The organism is Micromonospora sp. NPDC048842, assembly GCF_040649935.1.
Classification (GTDB): Bacteria; Actinomycetota; Actinomycetes; order Mycobacteriales; family Micromonosporaceae; genus Micromonospora; species Micromonospora hortensis.
This window is the reverse complement of the sequence record NZ_JBEZGK010000010.1, coordinates 214040-232184: the sequence shown is the minus strand read 5'-3', so window position 1 is coordinate 232184 and position 18145 is coordinate 214040. Positions and strand designations below refer to the sequence as shown.

At 71.3% G+C, this 18145-nt stretch carries 17 protein-coding genes; 9 read left to right on the top strand and 8 right to left on the bottom strand.

The features are described from left to right. Positions 1–74 precede the first annotated feature (74 nt). Complete coding sequence (locus tag AB0C19_RS17135) at positions 75–770, top strand: alpha/beta hydrolase (protein ID WP_357185852.1); 696 nt, start codon at positions 75–77, stop codon at positions 768–770. 50 nt (positions 771–820) lie between these two features. On the opposite strand, the gene AB0C19_RS17130 is transcribed toward AB0C19_RS17135, so the two are convergent. The 3 genes from AB0C19_RS17130 to AB0C19_RS17120 form a co-directional block, all read right to left on the bottom strand. Then, complete coding sequence (locus AB0C19_RS17130) at positions 821–2083, bottom strand: MFS transporter (protein WP_357185849.1); 1263 nt, start codon at positions 2081–2083, stop codon at positions 821–823. Next, a complete protein-coding gene (locus tag AB0C19_RS17125; RefSeq protein ID WP_357185846.1) occupies positions 2080–2700 on the bottom strand; it encodes a helix-turn-helix domain-containing protein in 621 nt (206 codons plus the stop codon). Before AB0C19_RS17125 ends, AB0C19_RS17130 begins: the two co-directional genes overlap by 4 nt. A 63-nt stretch (positions 2701–2763) precedes the next feature. Further along, positions 2764–4335: an LLM class flavin-dependent oxidoreductase gene (locus AB0C19_RS17120; protein WP_357185843.1), complete on the bottom strand. Its 1572-nt coding sequence runs from the start codon at positions 4333–4335 to the stop codon at positions 2764–2766. 114 nt (positions 4336–4449) lie between these two features. Here AB0C19_RS17120 and AB0C19_RS17115 point away from each other — a divergent pair, with 114 nt between their 5' ends. Then, on the top strand, positions 4450–5049 hold the full coding sequence (locus tag AB0C19_RS17115) for a MarR family winged helix-turn-helix transcriptional regulator (protein ID WP_357185840.1): 600 nt from the start codon (positions 4450–4452) through the stop codon (positions 5047–5049). 92 nt (positions 5050–5141) lie between these two features. On the opposite strand, the gene AB0C19_RS17110 is transcribed toward AB0C19_RS17115, so the two are convergent. Together AB0C19_RS17110 and AB0C19_RS17105 are read right to left on the bottom strand one after the other, a co-directional pair. Continuing rightward, positions 5142–6653, bottom strand: a complete 1512-nt coding sequence (locus tag AB0C19_RS17110; RefSeq protein ID WP_357185837.1) for a phosphoesterase — start codon at positions 6651–6653, stop codon at positions 5142–5144. Positions 6654–6781: 128 nt separating this feature from the next. Beyond that, positions 6782–7444, bottom strand: coding sequence for a hypothetical protein (locus AB0C19_RS17105; protein ID WP_357185834.1), 663 nt, complete (start codon positions 7442–7444; stop codon positions 6782–6784). A 423-nt stretch (positions 7445–7867) separates the two neighbouring features. On the opposite strand from AB0C19_RS17105, the gene AB0C19_RS17100 reads away from it, so the two are divergent. After that, positions 7868–8830 carry a helix-turn-helix transcriptional regulator gene (locus AB0C19_RS17100; protein ID WP_357185832.1) on the top strand — a complete coding sequence of 321 codons (963 nt, stop codon included), beginning with the start codon at positions 7868–7870 and terminating at the stop codon, positions 8828–8830. A 40-nt stretch (positions 8831–8870) separates the two neighbouring features. Here the strand turns inward: AB0C19_RS17100 and AB0C19_RS17095 are convergent, their stop codons facing one another. Further along, entirely contained in the window at positions 8871–10259 is a 1389-nt protein-coding gene (locus AB0C19_RS17095; protein WP_357185830.1) for a PLP-dependent aminotransferase family protein, read from the bottom strand. Here AB0C19_RS17095 and AB0C19_RS17090 point away from each other — a divergent pair. Then, entirely contained in the window at positions 10258–11214 is a 957-nt protein-coding gene (locus AB0C19_RS17090) for a DMT family transporter (RefSeq protein WP_357185827.1), read from the top strand. The genes AB0C19_RS17095 and AB0C19_RS17090 overlap by 2 nt on opposite strands. Here AB0C19_RS17090 and AB0C19_RS17085 read toward each other — a convergent pair. Continuing rightward, positions 11211–11606 (bottom strand): helix-turn-helix domain-containing protein, encoded by a 396-nt coding sequence (locus AB0C19_RS17085; RefSeq protein WP_357185963.1) that lies wholly within the window; start codon positions 11604–11606, stop codon positions 11211–11213. The two genes, AB0C19_RS17090 and AB0C19_RS17085, sit on opposite strands and share 4 nt — an antisense overlap. A 96-nt stretch (positions 11607–11702) precedes the next feature. Here AB0C19_RS17085 and AB0C19_RS17080 point away from each other — a divergent pair, with 96 nt between their 5' ends. Beyond that, on the top strand, positions 11703–12560 hold the full coding sequence (locus AB0C19_RS17080; RefSeq protein ID WP_357185824.1) for an SDR family oxidoreductase: 858 nt from the start codon (positions 11703–11705) through the stop codon (positions 12558–12560). Positions 12561–12945: 385 nt separating this feature from the next. Here the strand turns inward: AB0C19_RS17080 and AB0C19_RS17075 are convergent, their stop codons facing one another. Beyond that, on the bottom strand, positions 12946–13632 hold the full coding sequence (locus AB0C19_RS17075; protein ID WP_357185821.1) for a helix-turn-helix domain-containing protein: 687 nt from the start codon (positions 13630–13632) through the stop codon (positions 12946–12948). Between the two features lie 220 nt (positions 13633–13852). Here AB0C19_RS17075 and AB0C19_RS17070 point away from each other — a divergent pair, with 220 nt between their 5' ends. From AB0C19_RS17070 to AB0C19_RS17055, 4 genes are all read left to right on the top strand, one after another. After that, on the top strand, positions 13853–14800 hold the full coding sequence (locus AB0C19_RS17070; protein WP_357185818.1) for an ion transporter: 948 nt from the start codon (positions 13853–13855) through the stop codon (positions 14798–14800). Between the two features lie 78 nt (positions 14801–14878). Then, positions 14879–16048, top strand: coding sequence for an acyl-CoA dehydrogenase family protein (locus AB0C19_RS17065; RefSeq protein ID WP_357185815.1), 1170 nt, complete (start codon positions 14879–14881; stop codon positions 16046–16048). Next, on the top strand, positions 16048–16893 hold the full coding sequence (locus AB0C19_RS17060; RefSeq protein ID WP_357185811.1) for a PhnD/SsuA/transferrin family substrate-binding protein: 846 nt from the start codon (positions 16048–16050) through the stop codon (positions 16891–16893). Before AB0C19_RS17065 ends, AB0C19_RS17060 begins: the two co-directional genes overlap by 1 nt. Next, positions 16890–18101 (top strand): ferritin-like domain-containing protein, encoded by a 1212-nt coding sequence (locus tag AB0C19_RS17055; RefSeq protein ID WP_357185808.1) that lies wholly within the window; start codon positions 16890–16892, stop codon positions 18099–18101. Before AB0C19_RS17060 ends, AB0C19_RS17055 begins: the two co-directional genes overlap by 4 nt. The last annotated feature ends 44 nt before the right edge of the window (positions 18102–18145 follow it).

The following is an 18145-nucleotide window of genomic DNA, read 5'->3' as shown; positions in this document are numbered from 1 at the left end:
CGCGATCACCGGTCCAGGCCCGCGCCTGGTAGCGACGTATCGGGGCTGTCGGAGGGTGCCGCTAGGGTCCGCCCATGGCTGATTTCGTGTTGGTGGCGGGTGCGTGGCTGGGATCCTCGGCATGGGACGAGGTGGTGGCACCACTGCGGGCGGCCGGCCACGGCACCCACCCGCTGACCCTCTCCGGCCTCGCCGACCGGCGGAATGTGCCCGCCGGGCAGCAGACCCACGTTCAGGACATCGTCGACGAGATCGAGCGCGGCGACCTGCACGACGTGGTGCTGGTCGGGCACAGCTACTCGGGCATTCCGGTGGGTCAGGCCGCCGAGCGGATCGGCGACCGGTTGAGCCGGGTGGTCTTCGTGGATTCTGAGGTGCCGGTCGACGGTGGGTCGTTCGCCTCCGGCTGGTGGCAGGGCCAGGCGGCCTTCGAGGCGCAGATCGCCGACAACAACGGCTACTGGGCTCCGCTCGGCCCGGCCGATTTCGACGGTCAGGGTCTCACCGACGAGCAGATCGCCCGGCTGATCGAGGGCTCCACGCCGCATCCGGGGGCCACGCTGACCGAGCCGGCCGTGCTGGCCCGGCCGTTGGGTGAGCTGCCGGCGACGTACGTCAAGTGCCTGCTCGACGGGCCCGAGCCGAACGACACGGTGGCGAACCTGCTGACCAGCGACCACTGGCGACTGGTCACCATGGCCACTGGCCACTGGCCGATGTTCTCCCAGCCCGCCGAGCTGGCTCGGATTCTGTTGGCGGAGGCCGGCTGAGCTTCGCTGGCAGAGGCCGCAGAGCCAGGCCAGCCGCACGCCCGGAGCCCTCAGGCCGTGTCGAGGGTCTGGATGTGGCGCACCGGTGACGCGAGCAGCCACAGCACGGCGAGCACGCCACCCAGGCCGGCGATGGCCAGGGTGGGCCGCAGCCCGATGGTGGTGCCCAGCGCACCGCCGACCAGCGCGCCGAGCGGTCGGATGCCGTAGTTGACGGCACTGTAGGCACCGGCCCGGCGTCCTAGCGCGTCGGCGGGTGTCACGGCGATGAGGAGGGCGTTGAGGTTCACGTCCATCAGCATCACCCCGACGCTGGAGACCAGCTCGATGGCCGCCAGCATGGCCACCTTCGTCCAGGTGGGCCCGGACACCAGGGCGGTCAGCGCCAGCGGCGCGGGGAAGAGCACCGCGCCGATCATGGCGGTCCGGCCCAGACCGATGGCGCGCGAGACCCTCGGCGCGAGCGCCGCGCCGATGAATCCGCCGATCGCTCCGAAGCCGAGGGCGATGCCGATCGCGCCGGCCGACAGGTCGAGTTCGCGGCTGGCGTAGAGCACCAGCAGCGCGCCGGCGATGAAGGTGAAGAAGTTGACAGTGCTGGTGCAGCCGAGGGCGGCCCGCAGCACCGGATGCCGCAGGACCAGCACGAGCCCTTCGCGGACCAGGCCGAGGGTGGACGTCCGACGCGGCGGTGGCGGGGGCTCGGTGACCGGGATGCGACTGAGCAACAGCGCGGAGCCGAGAAAGGAGACCGCGTCGACGACTATCGCGACCGGCGCGCTGAGCGCCTGAACGAGCCCACCGCCGACGGCCGGACCGGCGATGAAGGAGAGCGACCGGCTCATGCTCATCTTGCTGTTCGCGTCCACGTACGCCGAGCGCGGCACCAGGCCGACGAAGAACGCCTGACGCGCCATGGCGAAGAGCACCGCTCCGAAGCCGGTGAGCAGTGCCACCAGGTAGAGCTGGGTGAGGGTGATCGCGTCGAACAGATAGGCCACCGGGAGGCTGAGCAGCACCGCGGCGCGGATCACATCGGCGATGATCAGCAGTCGCCGCTTGTGGGTGCGCTGGTCCACCCAGGCGCCCAGGAACAGGCCCAGCAGGTTGGGCAGCCAGATCAGCGCGGTGAGGACGCTGACCTGCACGGGTGTGGCGGTGAGCAGTGTGACGGCGATCAGCGGTAGGGCCAGTTCGCTGATCCGATCGCCGAAATGGGAGATCGTCTCGCTGATCCAGAAGGTGCGGAACCGCCGGTCACGGTGCAGGGCCGGCGGGGGCCCGGTGTCGGCGGGGGCGTCGGTGGCGGTCATGACGCGGCCACGTCGTCGTCGCTGGACTCGGCCGGGGCTTCGTCCCCCGGCTCGGGCAGCAGGTAGCGCAGCATCCGGACGATCCGCGCGTCGGCCGGAGCCGACTTCTCCTTGCGCCGCACGTACGGGGCGATCAGCTCCTCAATGGACTCCTCCAGTTGCCGCAGCTCGTCGGCGGTGGCCACGAACCGGGTGTCGGCCATGCCGGCCAGCGTGCGCCACTCGGGGTCCAGTCGGGGCCCTTCGTGCAGCAGCCACTGCTGGGGTGCGTCGGAGTTGCGGGCGAACATCTCCGCGCGGAGCTGCTGGACGGCGGTCTGCCCCTCGGTGCCCTCGGGGGCGGTGAAACGAAAGCCTCGGGCGACGGCCTGCCACCAGCGTTCCCGCTTGCTGGTGGCGCCATCCCAGTCATGGACCAGGCCGAACGTCGCGAGGTGCCGCAGGTGCCAGCTGACCACCGACGGCGTGGCGCCGACGTGCGGTGAGAGCCCGGTGGCAGTGGCCGGGCCGTGCCGCTGAAGGTGTTCGAGGATCGCCAGGCGCACCGGATGGGCCAGCGCCCGCAGCGCCTGCGGCTCGGTGATCTCGAAATCCCCGTACGGATTCTTGAGAGACATGTTTCGAGAGTAGTCTCTCAGATTAGATCGGAGCAACCCCGAGCCACCGCCGCGGCGCGTTGATCAGGCGATGCCCAGCCGCGCCAACGGCTCCACCAGTTCCCGCTCCTCGTAGCTGAGGTGCGACAGCAGGGCGTCGGTCAGCAGGTCCACCGCAGCGCGCAGCTCGGCGATGCCGTCCGGAGACCCGACGTACGCGACCAGTGCCCGATCGACACCCTCCAGCACGTCGTGGATGACGTGATGCTCCTGCTCCAGCCGGTCGACCACAGGGCCGAGTCGGGGGTCCCGCGCCCTTAACCGGGGAAAGAGCGACTGGTCCTCGATCGTGTGGTGCGTGGTGACGATGCGGCAGTACGACTCGCAGTAGACGCCGAGCGTCCACCGGTTCTGCCTCATGGTCATCGTGTTGATGTGGGACCGGGCCGCGCCGGCGTCGATCTCGCCGGCCGCCACCTGCTCGATGAGGTCGTGAATCTGGGCCAGCTCGGCGCGCAGGCCGTCGTGGATCTGCACGAGGTGCGCTCCGGTGGCCTGCTCCTGCGGGGTGTAGGTGCGCTCCGGGTCGGGCGCTGGCCCGGTCGGCCGTGCCGACTCGTCCCACACCTGCTGCTCGCTTCGCCGTACGCCGTCGTCCGGGGTCGGCACCACGGCGAACGCACCACCGGTCGCGGTGGCGCGGCTCGCCCGCGCGGGCGGCGCAGCGACGGGCTCCGGCTCCGGTTCCGGCTCCGGGGCCGCGTCCCGGTCACGTTCGGCGGCGACCAGCTCGCGGACGGCGGGGGCCACCTCACCGGCGAAGCGGCGCAGGTCGTCGGGGTCGTCGCTACCCAGGATGAAGGTGCCGACACCCTCCTCCAGCGCCAGCTCGGCCAGCTCCTCGGCCCACTGCTCGGCGGGCCCGTTCAGCGGGCCGCGCCCGACGGTCGAGAACTCTCCGGCGATGTTGAGCAGCCGACGCACGTCCTGCGGGGATCGGCCGGCCTGCTGCGCGGCGTCGTCGATGATCGCGTTTCCCTTGGTCAGATCACCGGGCTGGAGGTAGCCCAGCGTGGGCAGCCAACCGTCGGCCCGACGACCGGTGAGCTGGAGCATCCGGGGCTTGTACGCACCCAGCCAGATCGGCACGGCGTGGGCCGGAGCGGGACCGCGCTTGGCGCCCACCACCCGGTAGAACTCACCGTCGACCCGCACTCCGCCGCGCGTCTCGACATCCCAGAGCTGACGGACGATCTCGATGGCCTCCTCCAGCGCTCGTACGCCCTGACCGGGGGTCAGCCGTCGGCCGCCCATCGCCTCGATGGCATCCCAGAACGCCCCCGCCCCGAGGCCGAGGCTGACCCGGCCACCGCTGAGCAGATCCAGGCTTGCCACACTGCGGGCGAGCACCGCCGGCGGGCGCAGTGGCAGGTTGGTCACGTTCGCCGCCAGGTGCACCCGGTTGGTGCGGGCCGCCACGAAGCTCAGCAGCGTCCAGGTGTCGAGGAACGCCGACTGGTACGGGTGATCCTGAAAGGTGACCAGGTCCAACCCGACCTGCTCGGCCAGGACGGCGACACCGACCGCACGGCCCGGATTGTCAGCGCTGGGCGTGACGAAGGAGCCGAAGACCAGGTCCTGGCCGTAGTCGCTCATCTGCGAGCCTCCCGATTTTCTCGACGCCTCGGACGATGCGTCGCAACCTTAACCTTATGCCGCACAGAACATCTTCCGCCAACAAGGTCTGACTTGCTGCGCTATTGTCGGGGCATGACGGGTGCCACTCACCGGCCGGACCGGCCCGATCCGCTCGACGACGACCTGGGCTGGATGCTCGGGATCGTCTTCCGCGGCTACGTCCGGGCGGCCGAGCACGCGCTCACCGACTTCCCCGGTGGCCCGCGCGGCTACCAACTGCTCACCGCGGCCAGCAACGGGCCGGCCCGGAACCAGGGCGCGATCGCCGAGGAGATCGGCATCGACCGCACCGTCCTCACCTACCTGATCGACGACCTGGAGCGGCCCGGGTTCGTCGCCCGGCGCGCGGACCCGGCCGACCGACGCAACCGGCTCATCGAGGTCACCGACGCCGGCCGTGCCGCCTGGGAGCAGCGGCGGTTGGCACTGCGGCAGGTCGAGTCGCACCTGCTGGGGGCGCTCACGTCGACCGAGTCGGCGACGCTGCGGTCACTGCTGCAGAAGGTCGCCTGCTCGACCCAGGCGGTAGACCCGTTGCGCGACCTCTGCGAGGTGGTGACCCAGGTGCAGCCCGACCCGACGCCCGCGCCCGCTGCGCGCCGGACCGGCGCCGCGGCGGCGCGGAGCGGGCGGACCGCCACCCCTCGCGCCCGCCGCAGCAGGCCCGACTGACCTGCGGATACTGCGGGCGGCCCGCCCGGCACCGCCCGACGTGGTCAGTCGAGCGGTGCCGGACAGGCCCGCGATGTCGCTACCGCACTCGGTCAGCGCACGTGCACGAAGACCGGGTTCGAGTAGAACCACAGGTCGTCCCACGGGCTCTCCAGCCCGTCGGCGAGCGGCTCGGCCTCGTCGGTGCTGGTGCCACGCACCCGCGCGTAGGTGTCCGCCTCGACGTTGCGCAAGGTGTGCCGGATGACGTAGCTGTCGCCGTGCCGACGCCAGTCCCGTGGGCCGAACCGGGCCGCCACAGTGGTGGTGGGGTTGGTGTCGGCGTCCAGGCTGGCGCTCGGGCCGGTGATCTGGCCGACGATCAGGTCGACCCGGCGGACCTCGGGCCGGTCGCCGTTCGCGTTAACCCCACCCAGCGGGCGGAAGGTGATCTCGATCTCGACATCGGTACGGCTACGACGGCTCACCGTGATCGTCTCGCCCACCTCGGCGGTCCTGCCCTGGGACGTGGCGGTGACGTCGAGGCTGCGGATCAGGTCACCGGTGGTGACCCAGATCCGGCCGTTGCGCAGGCCGTCCATGATGTCGCCGTAGTCCTGGCGGGCGTGCACGTACGTCTTGCTGTACTCGCCCGGCCAGAAGTCGGAGCCGCCCCGGGTCCAGTGCACGTGCGAGTCCGAGGTCGCGGTGATCCACCAGCGCCGGCCCTCGCCGAGCAGTGAGTCCCACAGGCCGCCGACCCGGGCGGTCATCTGGTCGAAGCCGCCGTAGGTGGGGTGGTTGCCGTAGCCGCCCCGCTTGCCGCCGTTGAGCGGGCCGGCCTGGTGACCGGGCGCGCCCTCGAAGCCGATGTAGACGTCCGGCGCGGCGTTGTTGCCGTTGCGGAACTCACGCGGGGTGTCCTGACCGTAGACGCCGAGACCGGGCGCCGAACGCGACGCGTGGTGGGCGATCACCAGCGGCTTGTGCGGCATGCCCCGGGCCACCTTGAGGAACTCCACCATCTTGGCCTCGGTGTCGCGGGCCGGGTCGGTGGGGAACGCGTCGTACTTGGCGAACCGGCTCTCCAGTTCGAAGAGCTGCTTCGCCTCGTCCTCGTGGCGCGGGATCATCAGGGTGTGGTGGTCCAGCGAGGGCGCGTCGAACTCCATGCCCCAGAACTGGAGCACCTCGGGGACGAGCTTGCGGGACCGTAGCAGGTCGGGGTACGCCTGCTCGATGTTCACCTTCGAGTGGGTGGGTCCACCGTGGTCGGTGCACATCGCCCAGGTCAGGCCGAAGTTCTTCGCCATGATGGCGTTGGTGACGATCGGGTAGACCGCGTCCGCGCCCTTGTGGAAGACGATCGGGGACTTCGTGGTGTCGAACTCGCCGCTGTACTCGGAGTGGATGTGGTGGTCGCCCGCACGCCACGCCCGGTTCTTCGAGTTGCCCCGGTCGGTCTTGTCGTCGTCACCCGGCCGGCGGTCCTCGCCGGCCCAGGCCGTGCCGGCACCGACCAGTGGGCTGGCCGCGGCCAGCGTCGCGCCGACGCCCGCGTACTTGACCAGCTTGCGCCGGGACAGCTGCGCGTGCTCGGTCTCTTCGGGATGCTTGTCTCTCACCTGAGAGCCTCTCCTCGATCAAGCGAATGCTCTTTCGATCAAGGAGCCTCGGAGAAGGCGGTGAACAGCCGCCGTACGCAGCTGGTGCACACGATGAACACCCTGCCCCGACCTGCGCGCAACGCCGATCAGATCCGGGCGCGCGGCAGCCAGCCCAGGAAGCGGAGCCGGACCCGGGGCAACGGCATCGTGGGCAGGTCCTGAGCGGCGGCGACGAGGCAGGAGCCGAGATAGACCGCGAGGGAGGCGCGCGCTCCACCGAACTCGGCGAGCAGTTGGCTCTGCTTGGTGGCGCAGGGCCACTCGCGGCCACATCCCGTGCAGGTCCAGCTCGGCGGGTTGGGGAGGTGCTCCGGCAGCTTGGCGCGGCGGTACCGACCGACGACGCTGTTGTCCGAACGCACGTCGCGTCGCCGCGTCGCGGGACCTTCGTTGCGGTGGGCCACCGGACGGGCACCGGGCAGGTAACGCCCGACGGTGCCGAAGAGCACCCCGACGCGGATCAGGGCGTCCGGTCCGACGTGCTGGGTCAGCAACGCGGTCATCAGGTAGTGCCCCAACAGGTCGAAGGCGTCACGGTGCAGACCCAGGTCGCGGCAGAGGTCGACGAACTCCGGCGTGGTCAGTGGCACCCGGTCGTCGAGTGCGCGGCGCAGCACCTCGCGGAGCCCACGCCCGAGCCTCTCCAGCGCGTCCCCCTCGCCCAGACCCAGGCTGTCCTCGTCCGCCACCCGGGCCAGCGCCTCGGCGACGGCCAGCCGAACGACGCGGTCAGGATCGGTACTGTCCAACGCTTCCCCCTCCGTGGGTCGGCCTCCCGGCAGTGACCCGGTCATCCTCCGACGAATCATGAACAAGATTTCGCTGTCGGCCACGAGGGTGGCTAGGACAGCAGACGTAGAACCATTTGGCGCGCTAGCCGGAAAACGAAGTCGAGCTGCCGACACATCACAGTGATTCGCGGGACGGCAGGTCGGTGATTGTCGTATGGTGACATTCCCATCTACAGATATTGCGTCTCAGCGTCAGTGAATGGTCAGACCAGATCCGACACGCTCCACCCGGTCGCTGCCGTCCCGCTCGCGACGTTCCATCCCACCGCACCGCCGGCCAATGATGTGCCGGGTCACCGCCGAGCACCCCGGCACGTCCCGAACCTGCCGTCGACACCCGTTCCAGCACCCGGCGGCACCTCCACCGGACGGAGACAGCGGATGACGTCATCACCAGTGCAGACACGCCAGTTCGACAGTCGTGACCCGGCGGCCATTCAGGAATTCCTGTCCGCCACGTACGACCCGAAACTGCGCATTCAGAGCAGGAACGGATACCGGCTCACCCACCACCGCGTCGACACGGGCCCCTTCGCCATCGCGACCACCCGCCAGACCGCGCACCTCGAGATCGATGCCAGCACCCTCGGCGGGCTGGTCATCGGTCGTACCCGCACCGCACACGTCGATCGCTCCTGCGCCGGATCGGCCCACCGGTTCGGCCCCGGCGAGGTCTTCCTCGTCACCAGGCCCGAGGAGCCATGCACCGTCCACTGGCATCCCGGCGAGGTGGAGCTCTGCGTGCTGGACCTGTCGGTGCTGGCGCAGGTGGCCACCACCGCCCCGGCCCGCCGGCCCGGGCGGATCGAGTTCACCGAGCTGGGTGCCGCCAGCACGGCCCTCGCCCGGCAGTGGCGCAACACCACAAGCTTCGTCCGCGACGTCGTGTTGAACAGCCCGGCCGCCGGGGCACAGTCGCTGGTGATCGGCAACGCCGCCCGGATGCTGGCCGCGGCGGCGCTCGCGGTCTTCCCCAACACCGCGTTCACCGAACCGACCGCCGCGGACCGGAACGACGCCACCACCGCCACGCTGCGACGGGCGATCACGTTTCTGGAGGAGCACGCCGACCGGGACATCAGCGCCGCCGACATCGCCGGCGCCGCCGGCGTCTCCCTCCGGGCGGTGCAACTCGCCTTCCGCCGTCACCTGGGCACCACCCCCATGGCCTACCTGCGTCGGGTCCGGCTCGTCCGGGCACACCACGACCTGGTACGCGCCGACCCGCGCCAGGAGACGGTCTCGGCGATTGCCAGTCGGTGGGGTTTCGCCAGCCACAGCAGGTTCACCGCGCGATACCACGCCAGCTTCGGTGTGCCGCCACGCGAGACGCTGAACACCTGAGACCCACTCGCAGGACGCCAACCAGCCAGGCGCCCGGGGTTCAACGGAGGACGCGGGCGAGGCGTCGAACGGCCTCGTCCATGAGTTCGGGTGCGGCTGCCGCGTAGGTGAGGCGCAGGTGCGGGGCCGGGGGTTCGGCCGCGTACCAGGGCCGGCCCGGGAAGACGGCGACGCCTTCGGCCGCCGCGGCAGCGGCCAGTGCCGCATCGTCGGCGCCGGCGGCGAGGCGCACCCAGAGGTGCATGCCGCCGCGTGGGATCGACTGTGGAGCAAGGCTTGGCAGATGCCGACGTAGCGCGGTCAGCAACGCGTCACGGCGTGTCCGAAGGGCCGTGCGCAGTGCCCGACGATGCCGCGACCACGCCGGAGAGGTGAGGAAGTCGATCGCCGCCTGTTGCAGTGGTCCGGCGACGAAGAAGTCGTCGAGCAGCCGGGCAGCGCGCAGTCGAGCCCCGGCCGGGCCACGGGCTCCGATGGCGGCGACGCGCAGCCCGGGGGCGGTCGACTTGGTCAGCGAGCGCAGGTAGATGACGTGGCCGTCGGGATCATCGCTGGCCAGTGGTGGCGGAGCCGGATCGTCGATGGTGAGGTCACGGGCGTAGTCGTCCTCGATCAGGAACGCGTCGGCGTCGCGTACGGCCTCGGCGACCTGCGCCCGGCGGTGCTCGGCCAGCGTCGCGCCATGCGGGTTGGCGTACAGGGGCTGGCAGTAGAAGAGCCGGGCGTCGGTGCGGGCGAACGCGGCGGCGAGTTGGTCGGGTCGTACCCCGTCGGCGTCGGCCGGCACTGGCACCACCCGCAGCCCGGCCGCGCGGGCCGCGGCCAACGCACCCAGGTAGGTGGGCGACTCGACGAGCAGGGCGTCGCCGGGCGCGGTGAGCGCCCGCAACGCGGACGACAGGGCGGCCTGCCCGCCGGGGCAGATCACCATGTCGTCGGCGTGCAGCCCCGCCCCGGCCTCACGGGCGAACCAGGCGCGCAGGTCCGCGCGACCCTCGACCGGCCCACGCTGCCAGCTCGCGGGCTGGCGGGCGGCTCGGGTGAGGGCCGCGCCGAGCGCGGCGGCAGGCTGGAGGTCCGCGTGGAGGTAGCCACCGGACAGGGGGATCGTTCCGGCGGGCGTCAGCGCCAACAGCGCCTGCATCTCATCCTGACCGAACCGGCGGGGCCCGAGCGCGACGGTCTGCCAGGACAGGTCGGGTACGCCTGGCTCGTCCGGTGGAGTGGCCACGAAGGTGCCTCGGCCGGGTCGCGCCTCGATCAGCCCCTCGGCCGCCAACTGGCGGATCGCCTCGGCGACGGTGACCGGCGAGGCCTGATGGCGGGCGGTCAGCTCGCGTACCGAGGGCAGCCGGCCACCGGGACCGGCGACGGCCGCGAGACCCCGCAGATCTTGGATAACGCGTTGGGCTGCGTTACCGTTCTCCATGAGGGACGAGAGTAGCGCTACTGCCAGAAACACGGTAACAGCGGATCGGATCGTCGGGCTCGGCCTCGGCGCCCTGGGCGTGCTCGGCTTCAGTCTGTCGCTCCCGGCCACCCGCATCGCCGTGCAGCAGCTCGACCCGTGGTTCGTCGCCTTCGGCCGGGCTGTCGGCGCGGGGCTGCTGGCATGGGCGTACCTGCGTCTCACCGGCGCACCGCGGCCCACCCGCGGTCAGTGGCAACGGCTGCCGATCGTCGCACTCGGAGTCGTCGTCGGCTTTCCCTTGTTCACCTCGATGGCGCTCCTCACCCAGACCTCCGCGCACAGCGCGGTCGTCATCGCCGCACTGCCCGCGATGACGGCAGTGTTCGCGGTGCTGCGGGCCGGCGAACGCCCACCGCCGCTGTTCTGGATCGTGAGCGCCGGCGGACTGCTGGCGGTTCTCGCTTTCCTCGGCGCCAGCGGCGCGGTACGCGGGGCCCTCACCCTGCCCGACCTGTTCCTGCTCGCGGCGGTCGTGCTGTGCGGCCTTGGCTACGCCGAGGGCGGCGCGCTCGCCCGCGAGTTGGGCGGCGCTCGGACGATTTGCTGGGCGCTGCTGCTCTCGCTGCCCATCACCGTTCCCGTCACGGCCGTTGCCGCCGCCGCCGGTCCGCCGCGGGCCGACGCTCTCGGCTGGTCGGCGTTCGGTTATCTCACCGGGGTCTCGATGTTTCTGGGCTTCTTCGCCTGGTACGCCGGCCTGGCCCGGGGAGGTATAGCGCAGGTGGGCCAGGTCCAACTCGCCCAGCCGGTGCTGACCCTGGGGTGGTCGGCGCTGCTGCTCGGCGAGGTGGTCTCCCCCGCCTCGATCGCGGCGGCGCTGGTGGTGTTGGGATGCGTCGTGGCGACCCAGCGCATCCGCCAGCGCCCACTGACGGTAGTGGCGCGACGCGAGGCCGGCGCGGGATCGGCCTAGCTCCGGTCGCGCTCGCGGCTGTCGCGGGCGGTCTGCAACTCGGGCACCGAGGCCTCCAGCAGATCGGCGAGGCCACGCAGTTGCTCGGCGACCTGGGCGCCGAGCGGGGTCAGCGAGTATTCGACGCGCGGTGGGATCGCTGTGAGCACCTCGCGGGTGAGCATCCCGTCGCGTTCGAGGGTCTGCAGGGTCTGGGACAGCATCCGCTCGCTGACCCCGTCGATGCGGCGTCGCAGCGCGTTGAACCGGTAGCGGCCCTCGCCGAGCGCCAACAGGGCCAGCGAGGCCCACTTCGAGGTGACGTCCTCGAAGGCCGCACGGGAGGTGCAACCCCGCGCGAAGACATCGCTGACGAATTCCTGGGTAGGCCCCGCCGGGTCCTGGGCCGGCATGTCGCTCACCTCACCAGCCTATCTCATGCTGCCCATTGGTTAGTGCTGTAGATTCGTAAGTGCTTACTGATTCACCCCTACCCTCCGGAGGTTCCCATGCCCACCTATGCCGTCACCGGCGCCACCGGCCGGCTGGGCCGCCTGGTGATCGAGCAGTTGCTCGGCAGCGGTGTACCCGCCGCCGAGATCGCCGCCATCGTCCGCAGCCCGGAGAAGGCCGCCGACCTGGCCGCGCACGGGGTCGAGATCCGCAAGGCCAACTACGACGACCCGTCGACGCTCCCCGGCGCCGTGGCCGGCGTACGCCGCCTGCTGCTCATCTCCGGCGACACTCCCGGTCAGCGCGTCGCGCAGCACACAGCGGTCATCGACGCCGCCAAGCTCGCCGGGGTGGAGCGTCTCGTCTACACCAGCATCCTCAAGGCCGACACCACAGCAAACCCGCTGGCCCCGGAGCACAAGGCCACCGAGGAAATCCTCGTCGCGTCCGGTCTGACCCACACCGTGCTGCGCAACGGCTGGTACACCGAGAACTACACCGACCAGCTCCCGCAGTACCTGGGGTCGGGCTCGATCCTCGGCGCCACCGGCGGCAGCAAGATCTCCGCCGCGACCCGGGCCGACTACGCGGGGGCGGCCGTGGCCGCGCTGACCCGGGAGGAGGACGGCAACGCCGTCTACGAACTGGGCGGCACCGCGTTCACCTTCGACGAGCTGGCCGAGGCCGTCACCGAGGTCACCGGCACCACAGTCGTCCACCAGGACATGTCCGCCGCCGACCTGGCCTCGGCCCTGGAGAACGTCGGCCTGGACGCGGGGACCGCCGGTTTCGTCGCCGCGCTCGACCACTCGATCGCCAATGGCGAGCTGGCAACCGACAGCGACGACCTCAGCCGGTTGCTCGGGCGGCCGAGCACCCCGCTGCGTGACGCCATCCGGGCCGCGCGGGCCTGAACCGGATCCATCGCCGAAGCGGGCGGCGGGACCTCCGGTCGCCGTCGCCCGCCCCCAACCTCACCCACGGCGGCCGACTACTCCGCCTCGTCCCGCTCTTCGGTGAGCTCGGCCAGAACGTCGGCCGCGTCCCGGTTCCCGCCGTCGGCGAGCCAGCGAAGCTCACCGACACTCGACCAGGTCACCCCGCTCCCCCGCGAGCTCGACGAGCTGGTCGACCGCGTCCCGGTCACCGTCCTTGGCCCGTTGGCGCAGGTCGGCAAGATCAGAGTCGGACATCGCGCACCTCTCCGCAGTTGGCGCGGGGTCGTCTGGTCCGGCCCACCATCGAGAACCTAGTCGAGGTCGCGGAGAAACGGCCGAAACCATCGGCCCGCCGAGGCGGTCAGCCCGCCTCGGTCGACTCCGCGAGCAGCAGGCCGGTCAGCAGGCCGCGCAGGGTCCGCTCGACGAGGTCCGCCCGGGGCGCCGGCCCTGGGGGCTGGCTGAACGCCGCGACCAGGTGCGGGTACGCCGCGAGGTCCACCGCGGCGAAGCTGGACGCCCCGGCGGCGGACTCGCGGCGGGCGAAGAGACTCACCACGCCGGTCATCATCGCGATGGTCTCGAACTTGGCGGCGGCAGGGCACCGCACTGGTTCCAGGATCCGGATGCAGTTGTCGAACCAGGCCAGGCTCTGCGGGCCGATGCCGGAGGGCCGGTGGATCACATCGAGCAGCCACGGGTGGGCGCCGAACAGCGTCAACTGTCGGCGTCCCAGCAGCACCATCGTCTCCAACCAGTCGTCCTCCACCTGCGGGTACGGGCGCAACTCCCCCACTGCCCGGTCGGTCATCAGGTCCAGCAGGTCATCGCGGGACGACAGGTAGCGGTAGAGGGATCCGGCGCCGGTGCCGAGCGCGGAGGCCACGGCGCGCATCGATACCGCGGCCAGCCCTTCGGTGTCGGCCAGGGTGATGGCGGCCACGACGATGGCGTCCCGGCTGTGCGCCGGAGCGGGGCCGCGGCTACCACGTTCGGGCCTGCTCCAGATCGGCTGCCGGTCGGGGCCGCTCGCGGCTGCGTCACTCACTGATCTACTGTAAACCGCAAACGGCGTTCGCGATTTGTGTCGTCGCCGCACGGATCGCGCCGACGCGCAGCGAACGAGTCACGCTGCACGGACGGCACTGTCGCGCAGCGTCATTGATCTTGGCTAGGCTGGTGGGCATGCCCGCACACCATCCGCACCGCCACGACGACGGCCGGAGGTGGGCCCCGGCCCCGGCGCGCCTCATCGAGCCGGCCGACTGGTGAGTGACGCACCCGCGCCCGCCCAGCGGGGTGCTCCGTCCACACCGCCGTCGCACAGTTCAGGATGGACCGACCGTTGCGACCGGCTCGCCCGGTCACGGCCCTTCGAGATCGCCATCGTCGTGGTCATCCTCGCCAACGGCATCGTTCTCGGCCTGGAGACGTACGACGATCTGAGCCCGGCGGGCACCGCGCTGCACGGCCTGGAGCTGTTCTTCCGGGCCGTCTTCGTCGTCGAGATCGCCGTCCGGCTGGCCGCCTACGGCAGACGCCCCCAGGACTTCTTCCGGCACGGCTGGAACGTCTTCGACTTCGTGGTGATCGCGGCGATCTTCATTCCGGGCCTGCACGGCGACCCGGCGCTGCTGCGGGTCGTCCGGGTCGCCCGCATGGTCCGCCTGGTGCGGTTCTCCCCCGGTCTGCGGACCATCGTCTCCGCACTGTGGCGCAGCCTGCCGGGCGTCACCGGGTTCCTCGCCCTGGCCGTGGTGACGCTCTACGTGTACGGCATGGCCGGCTGGCTGATCTTCGGCAACAGGTATCCGGAGGAGTACGGCGACATCGGCCGATCGCTGCTGACGTTGTTCGTGCTGTTGTCGCTGGAGACGCTGCCCGACCTCATCGAGCAGGGCATGGCGATCTCACCATGGACGCTGCTCTACTACGTCAGCTACGTGGTCATCACCGTCAACCTGCTGCTCAACATCCTCATCGCGGTCATCGTGAACTCCATGGAGGAGGCCCGCCGGTTGGAGATGACCGAGCGCCTGGCTCCCGGGTACGACGAGGACGGCGACGGCGTACCGGACGAGGTGGACCGGATCGCGCTCACCCAACGGCTGGACGACCTGCGGGCGGTCATCACCGAGTTGGAGCGCGAGCTGCGCATCGACCGGGACGACGGGCACGGCCGACCCCACCGGGACAACGCCCGCGCCAGACGGTAATCCGACGCTCGCGCTGCGTCTTCGGGTTCGGATAGTGTCGACAGCGGTCCCATCGGCCTGCCTTAAGGGGTACCGAGCATGACGGCCAGTGTCGACAATGCCCAGACCGCCACCGATGCCACGGACACGCTCGGCACTGTGATCGACGACGTGATCCGCCCGCAGGCGCCGATCGTCGACCGGGACGGGGCCTTCCCCCGTCCGGGTGTCGACGCTCTCGCCGCAGCCGGCCTACTCGGCCTGGCCTCCTCGACCGAGGTCGGTGGCGCCGGCCACGGCATGCGGGTGGTCGCCGAGGTGATCGAGCGGCTGGCCGCCGAGTGCGGGTCCACAGCGATGGTGGTGCTCATGCACTACGCGGCGACCGCCGTCATCGAGGCGCACGGCCCCCGGGACGTCCGCGCGGCCATCGCCACCGGCGATCACCTCACCACGTTGGCGTTCTCCGAGTACGGCTCGCGCAGCCACTTCTGGTCGCCGACCGGCACCGCGACAGCCGCCGACGACGACACCGTCCGCCTCGACGCCCGTAAGAGCTGGGTCACCTCGGCCGGCGAGGCCAACAGCTACGTCTGGTCGAGCCTTCCACTGACCCGCGACGCCGGCCCGATGACGCTGTGGCTGGTGCCGGCCGACAGCGCCGGCCTGAGCGTGACCGGCGACTTCGACGGGCTGGGTCTGCGGGGCAACGGCTCTCGGCCGATGACCGCCGACGGGCTCCGGGTTCCGTCGACGGCGAGGATGGCGGCCGACGGGGCTGGGCTCGACACCGCGCTCGGTGCGGTCCTGCCCTGGTTCCTGGTGCTCAACGCCGCCTTCTGCCTCGGTCTCGCCGACAGCGCGGTGGCCGAAGCGGGCCGACATCTCACCGGGACCACACTCGCGCACACCGGCGCCGCCCTGCGCGACGCGCCCGTCACGCGACGCGACCTCGCCCGGCTGATGATCCGCACCGACGCGCTGCGCGCCTTCCTGGGCGACACGCTCACCGCACTGGAGACCGGCCGCGACGACGCGATGCTGCGGGTGCTCCAGGTCAAGGCGCTCGGCGGCGAGACCGTCGCCGACGTGACCGATGGCGCGATGCAGCTCTGCGGCGGCAGCGCCTTCCGCAAGGAGTTGGGCCTTGAACGCCGTTTCCGGGACGCCCGCGCAGCCCGGGTGATGGCACCGACCACCGACGCGCTGCACGATTTCGTCGGTCGGCTCGCCACCGGGCTGCCGCTGCTCGACGAGGCCAACCGCTGATGCCCGCGCCAGAAGTTCTGCTGGGCGCGGTCGCGTACGACCCGAAGGTGGTGACCATCTGGGAGGGCTTCCGCACCTGGTTGCGCGGGCGGGGCCTGGACTTCGACTTCGTCCTCTACTCCCACTACGAACGACAGGTCGAGGACCTCGTCGCCGGGCGGATCGACGCGGCCTGGAACTCTCCCCTGGCCTGGCTGCGGGCCGAGCGGCTGGCGGCCGCCAACGGCACTACCGTCCGCGCGCTCACCATGCGCGACACCGACCAGGACCTCACCTCGATCGTGGTGGTCCGCGCGGACTCGCCGGTGCGCCAGCTCGCCGACCTCGCCGGACGGGTGGTCGGCGTCGGGGCGATCGACAGTCCACAGGCAACGCTGATTCCACTGGGTCACCTCGCGGCGGCCGGGGTCACTGTCGACGTACGCCGCTTCGACGTGGGTGTCGGCCTGCACGGCGACCACATCGGCGGCGAGCGCGACGCGGCCCGCGCCCTGATGGCCGGGGAGGTCGACGCCGCCTGCATGATCGACGCCAACCACCTGGCGTTCGTCCAGGAGGGCACACTACCGCCCGAGGGCACCCGGATCGTGGCGCAAACCGCACGCTACGACCACTGCAACATGACGGTCCGCGCGCCGGAGTCCGACGGGGTCCGGCTCTTCGGCACGCTGCTGCTCGGCATGTCGTACGCCGATCCGCAGGTGCGTCCGCTGCTCGACCTGGAGGGGCTGACGGCCTGGCGGGAGGGCCGCACCACTGGGTATGACGCCCTCGTCGACGCGGTCGACGCCAGCGGTTTCTACTCCCCCGACGGGCGGGTGACGGCCACGGACTACCGGCCGTGAGCGCGACACCGGTCGCCGAGGTCGACCTCGGTGACCTGGGTTTCGGCCGGGGCGCGCACCTGCTGGTGCAGCGCGCCCTGGCCGGGTTGCCGCCCGGCGGCAGGTTGGCGGTCTCCGGTCGCGACCCGGCGTTGCGCGTACACCTGCCCGCCTGGTGTCGTCGGCGGGGTCATCGGGTCGAGTGGCCGGACCGGGGCGAGGCGAGCGACCTCGTCGCGGTGGTGGTCCGCGGGTCGGCGGATGACGACCGCTGGTTCGGCGCGGAGCGGGCCGGGCCGGCCCTGCCGTCGGCGCTCAGCAGCCGTCCACCCGCAAGGTGGGGGCTCGGCGCCCGGGGTTCACTCCTCGAAGCCGGTGGTCCGGAGGCCCGGTTCGACCTGGACGACCGCGACCTGGTCTGGGCCGACATCGCCCCGAACCTGTACGCGCAGGCCGCCGCCCGACAGTGGGACCCGCAGACCGCGGTGCCGTGGGACGATCCGTTCGCGCTGCCGGCCGACGTCGAAGCCGCTGTGGTACAGGTGATGACCTACCTGGTCGAGAACGAGCAGGCCGCCCTCGTCGTGCCGGCCCGGTTCGTGGGGCGCATCCATCCGCACTTCCGGGAGGTGGTGCAGCTCCTCGCCGTGCAGATGGCCGACGAGGCCCGGCACATGGAGGTCTTCAGCCGGCGGGCGCTGCTGCGGGGCGCCGAGATGGGCACGTCATCCGCTGGCGGTCGGCAGTCGCTGTTCACCCTCGTCGCGGAGTCGGACTTCGCGTTGGCGTCGTTCCTGCTCTCCGTGCTCGGTGAGGGCAGCTTCGTCGATCTGCTGTCGTTCCTGCACGAGAACGCCCCGGACCCGGTGACGCGCCGGATCTGTTGGCTCGCCATGCAGGACGAGCGCCGGCACGTGGTGTTCGGCATGGCACACCTGGAGCATCAGGCGCAGCTCGATCCGCTGCTGCGCGACCGGCTGCGGGCGGCCATCCACCGCCGCCACGACGCGCTTGCCGACACTGCGGGCCTCAACGCGGATGTCTTCGACGCGCTGGTGGTGCTCGCGGCGGGTGGTTGGCGTCCGAACGACGTCTCCGCCGGCTTCGATCGGGTGCATGCTCTGCAACACGCGATGGATCAGGGCCGTCAGCGCCGCCTCGTCCGCCTGGGTTTCCGGCCCGACGAGGCGGCGGCGCTCTCCGCCCTGCACACCCGCAACTTCATGTAGGCGATCCCCGCGCACGGCGCGCGCGTGCGCGGGGATCGCGGTAC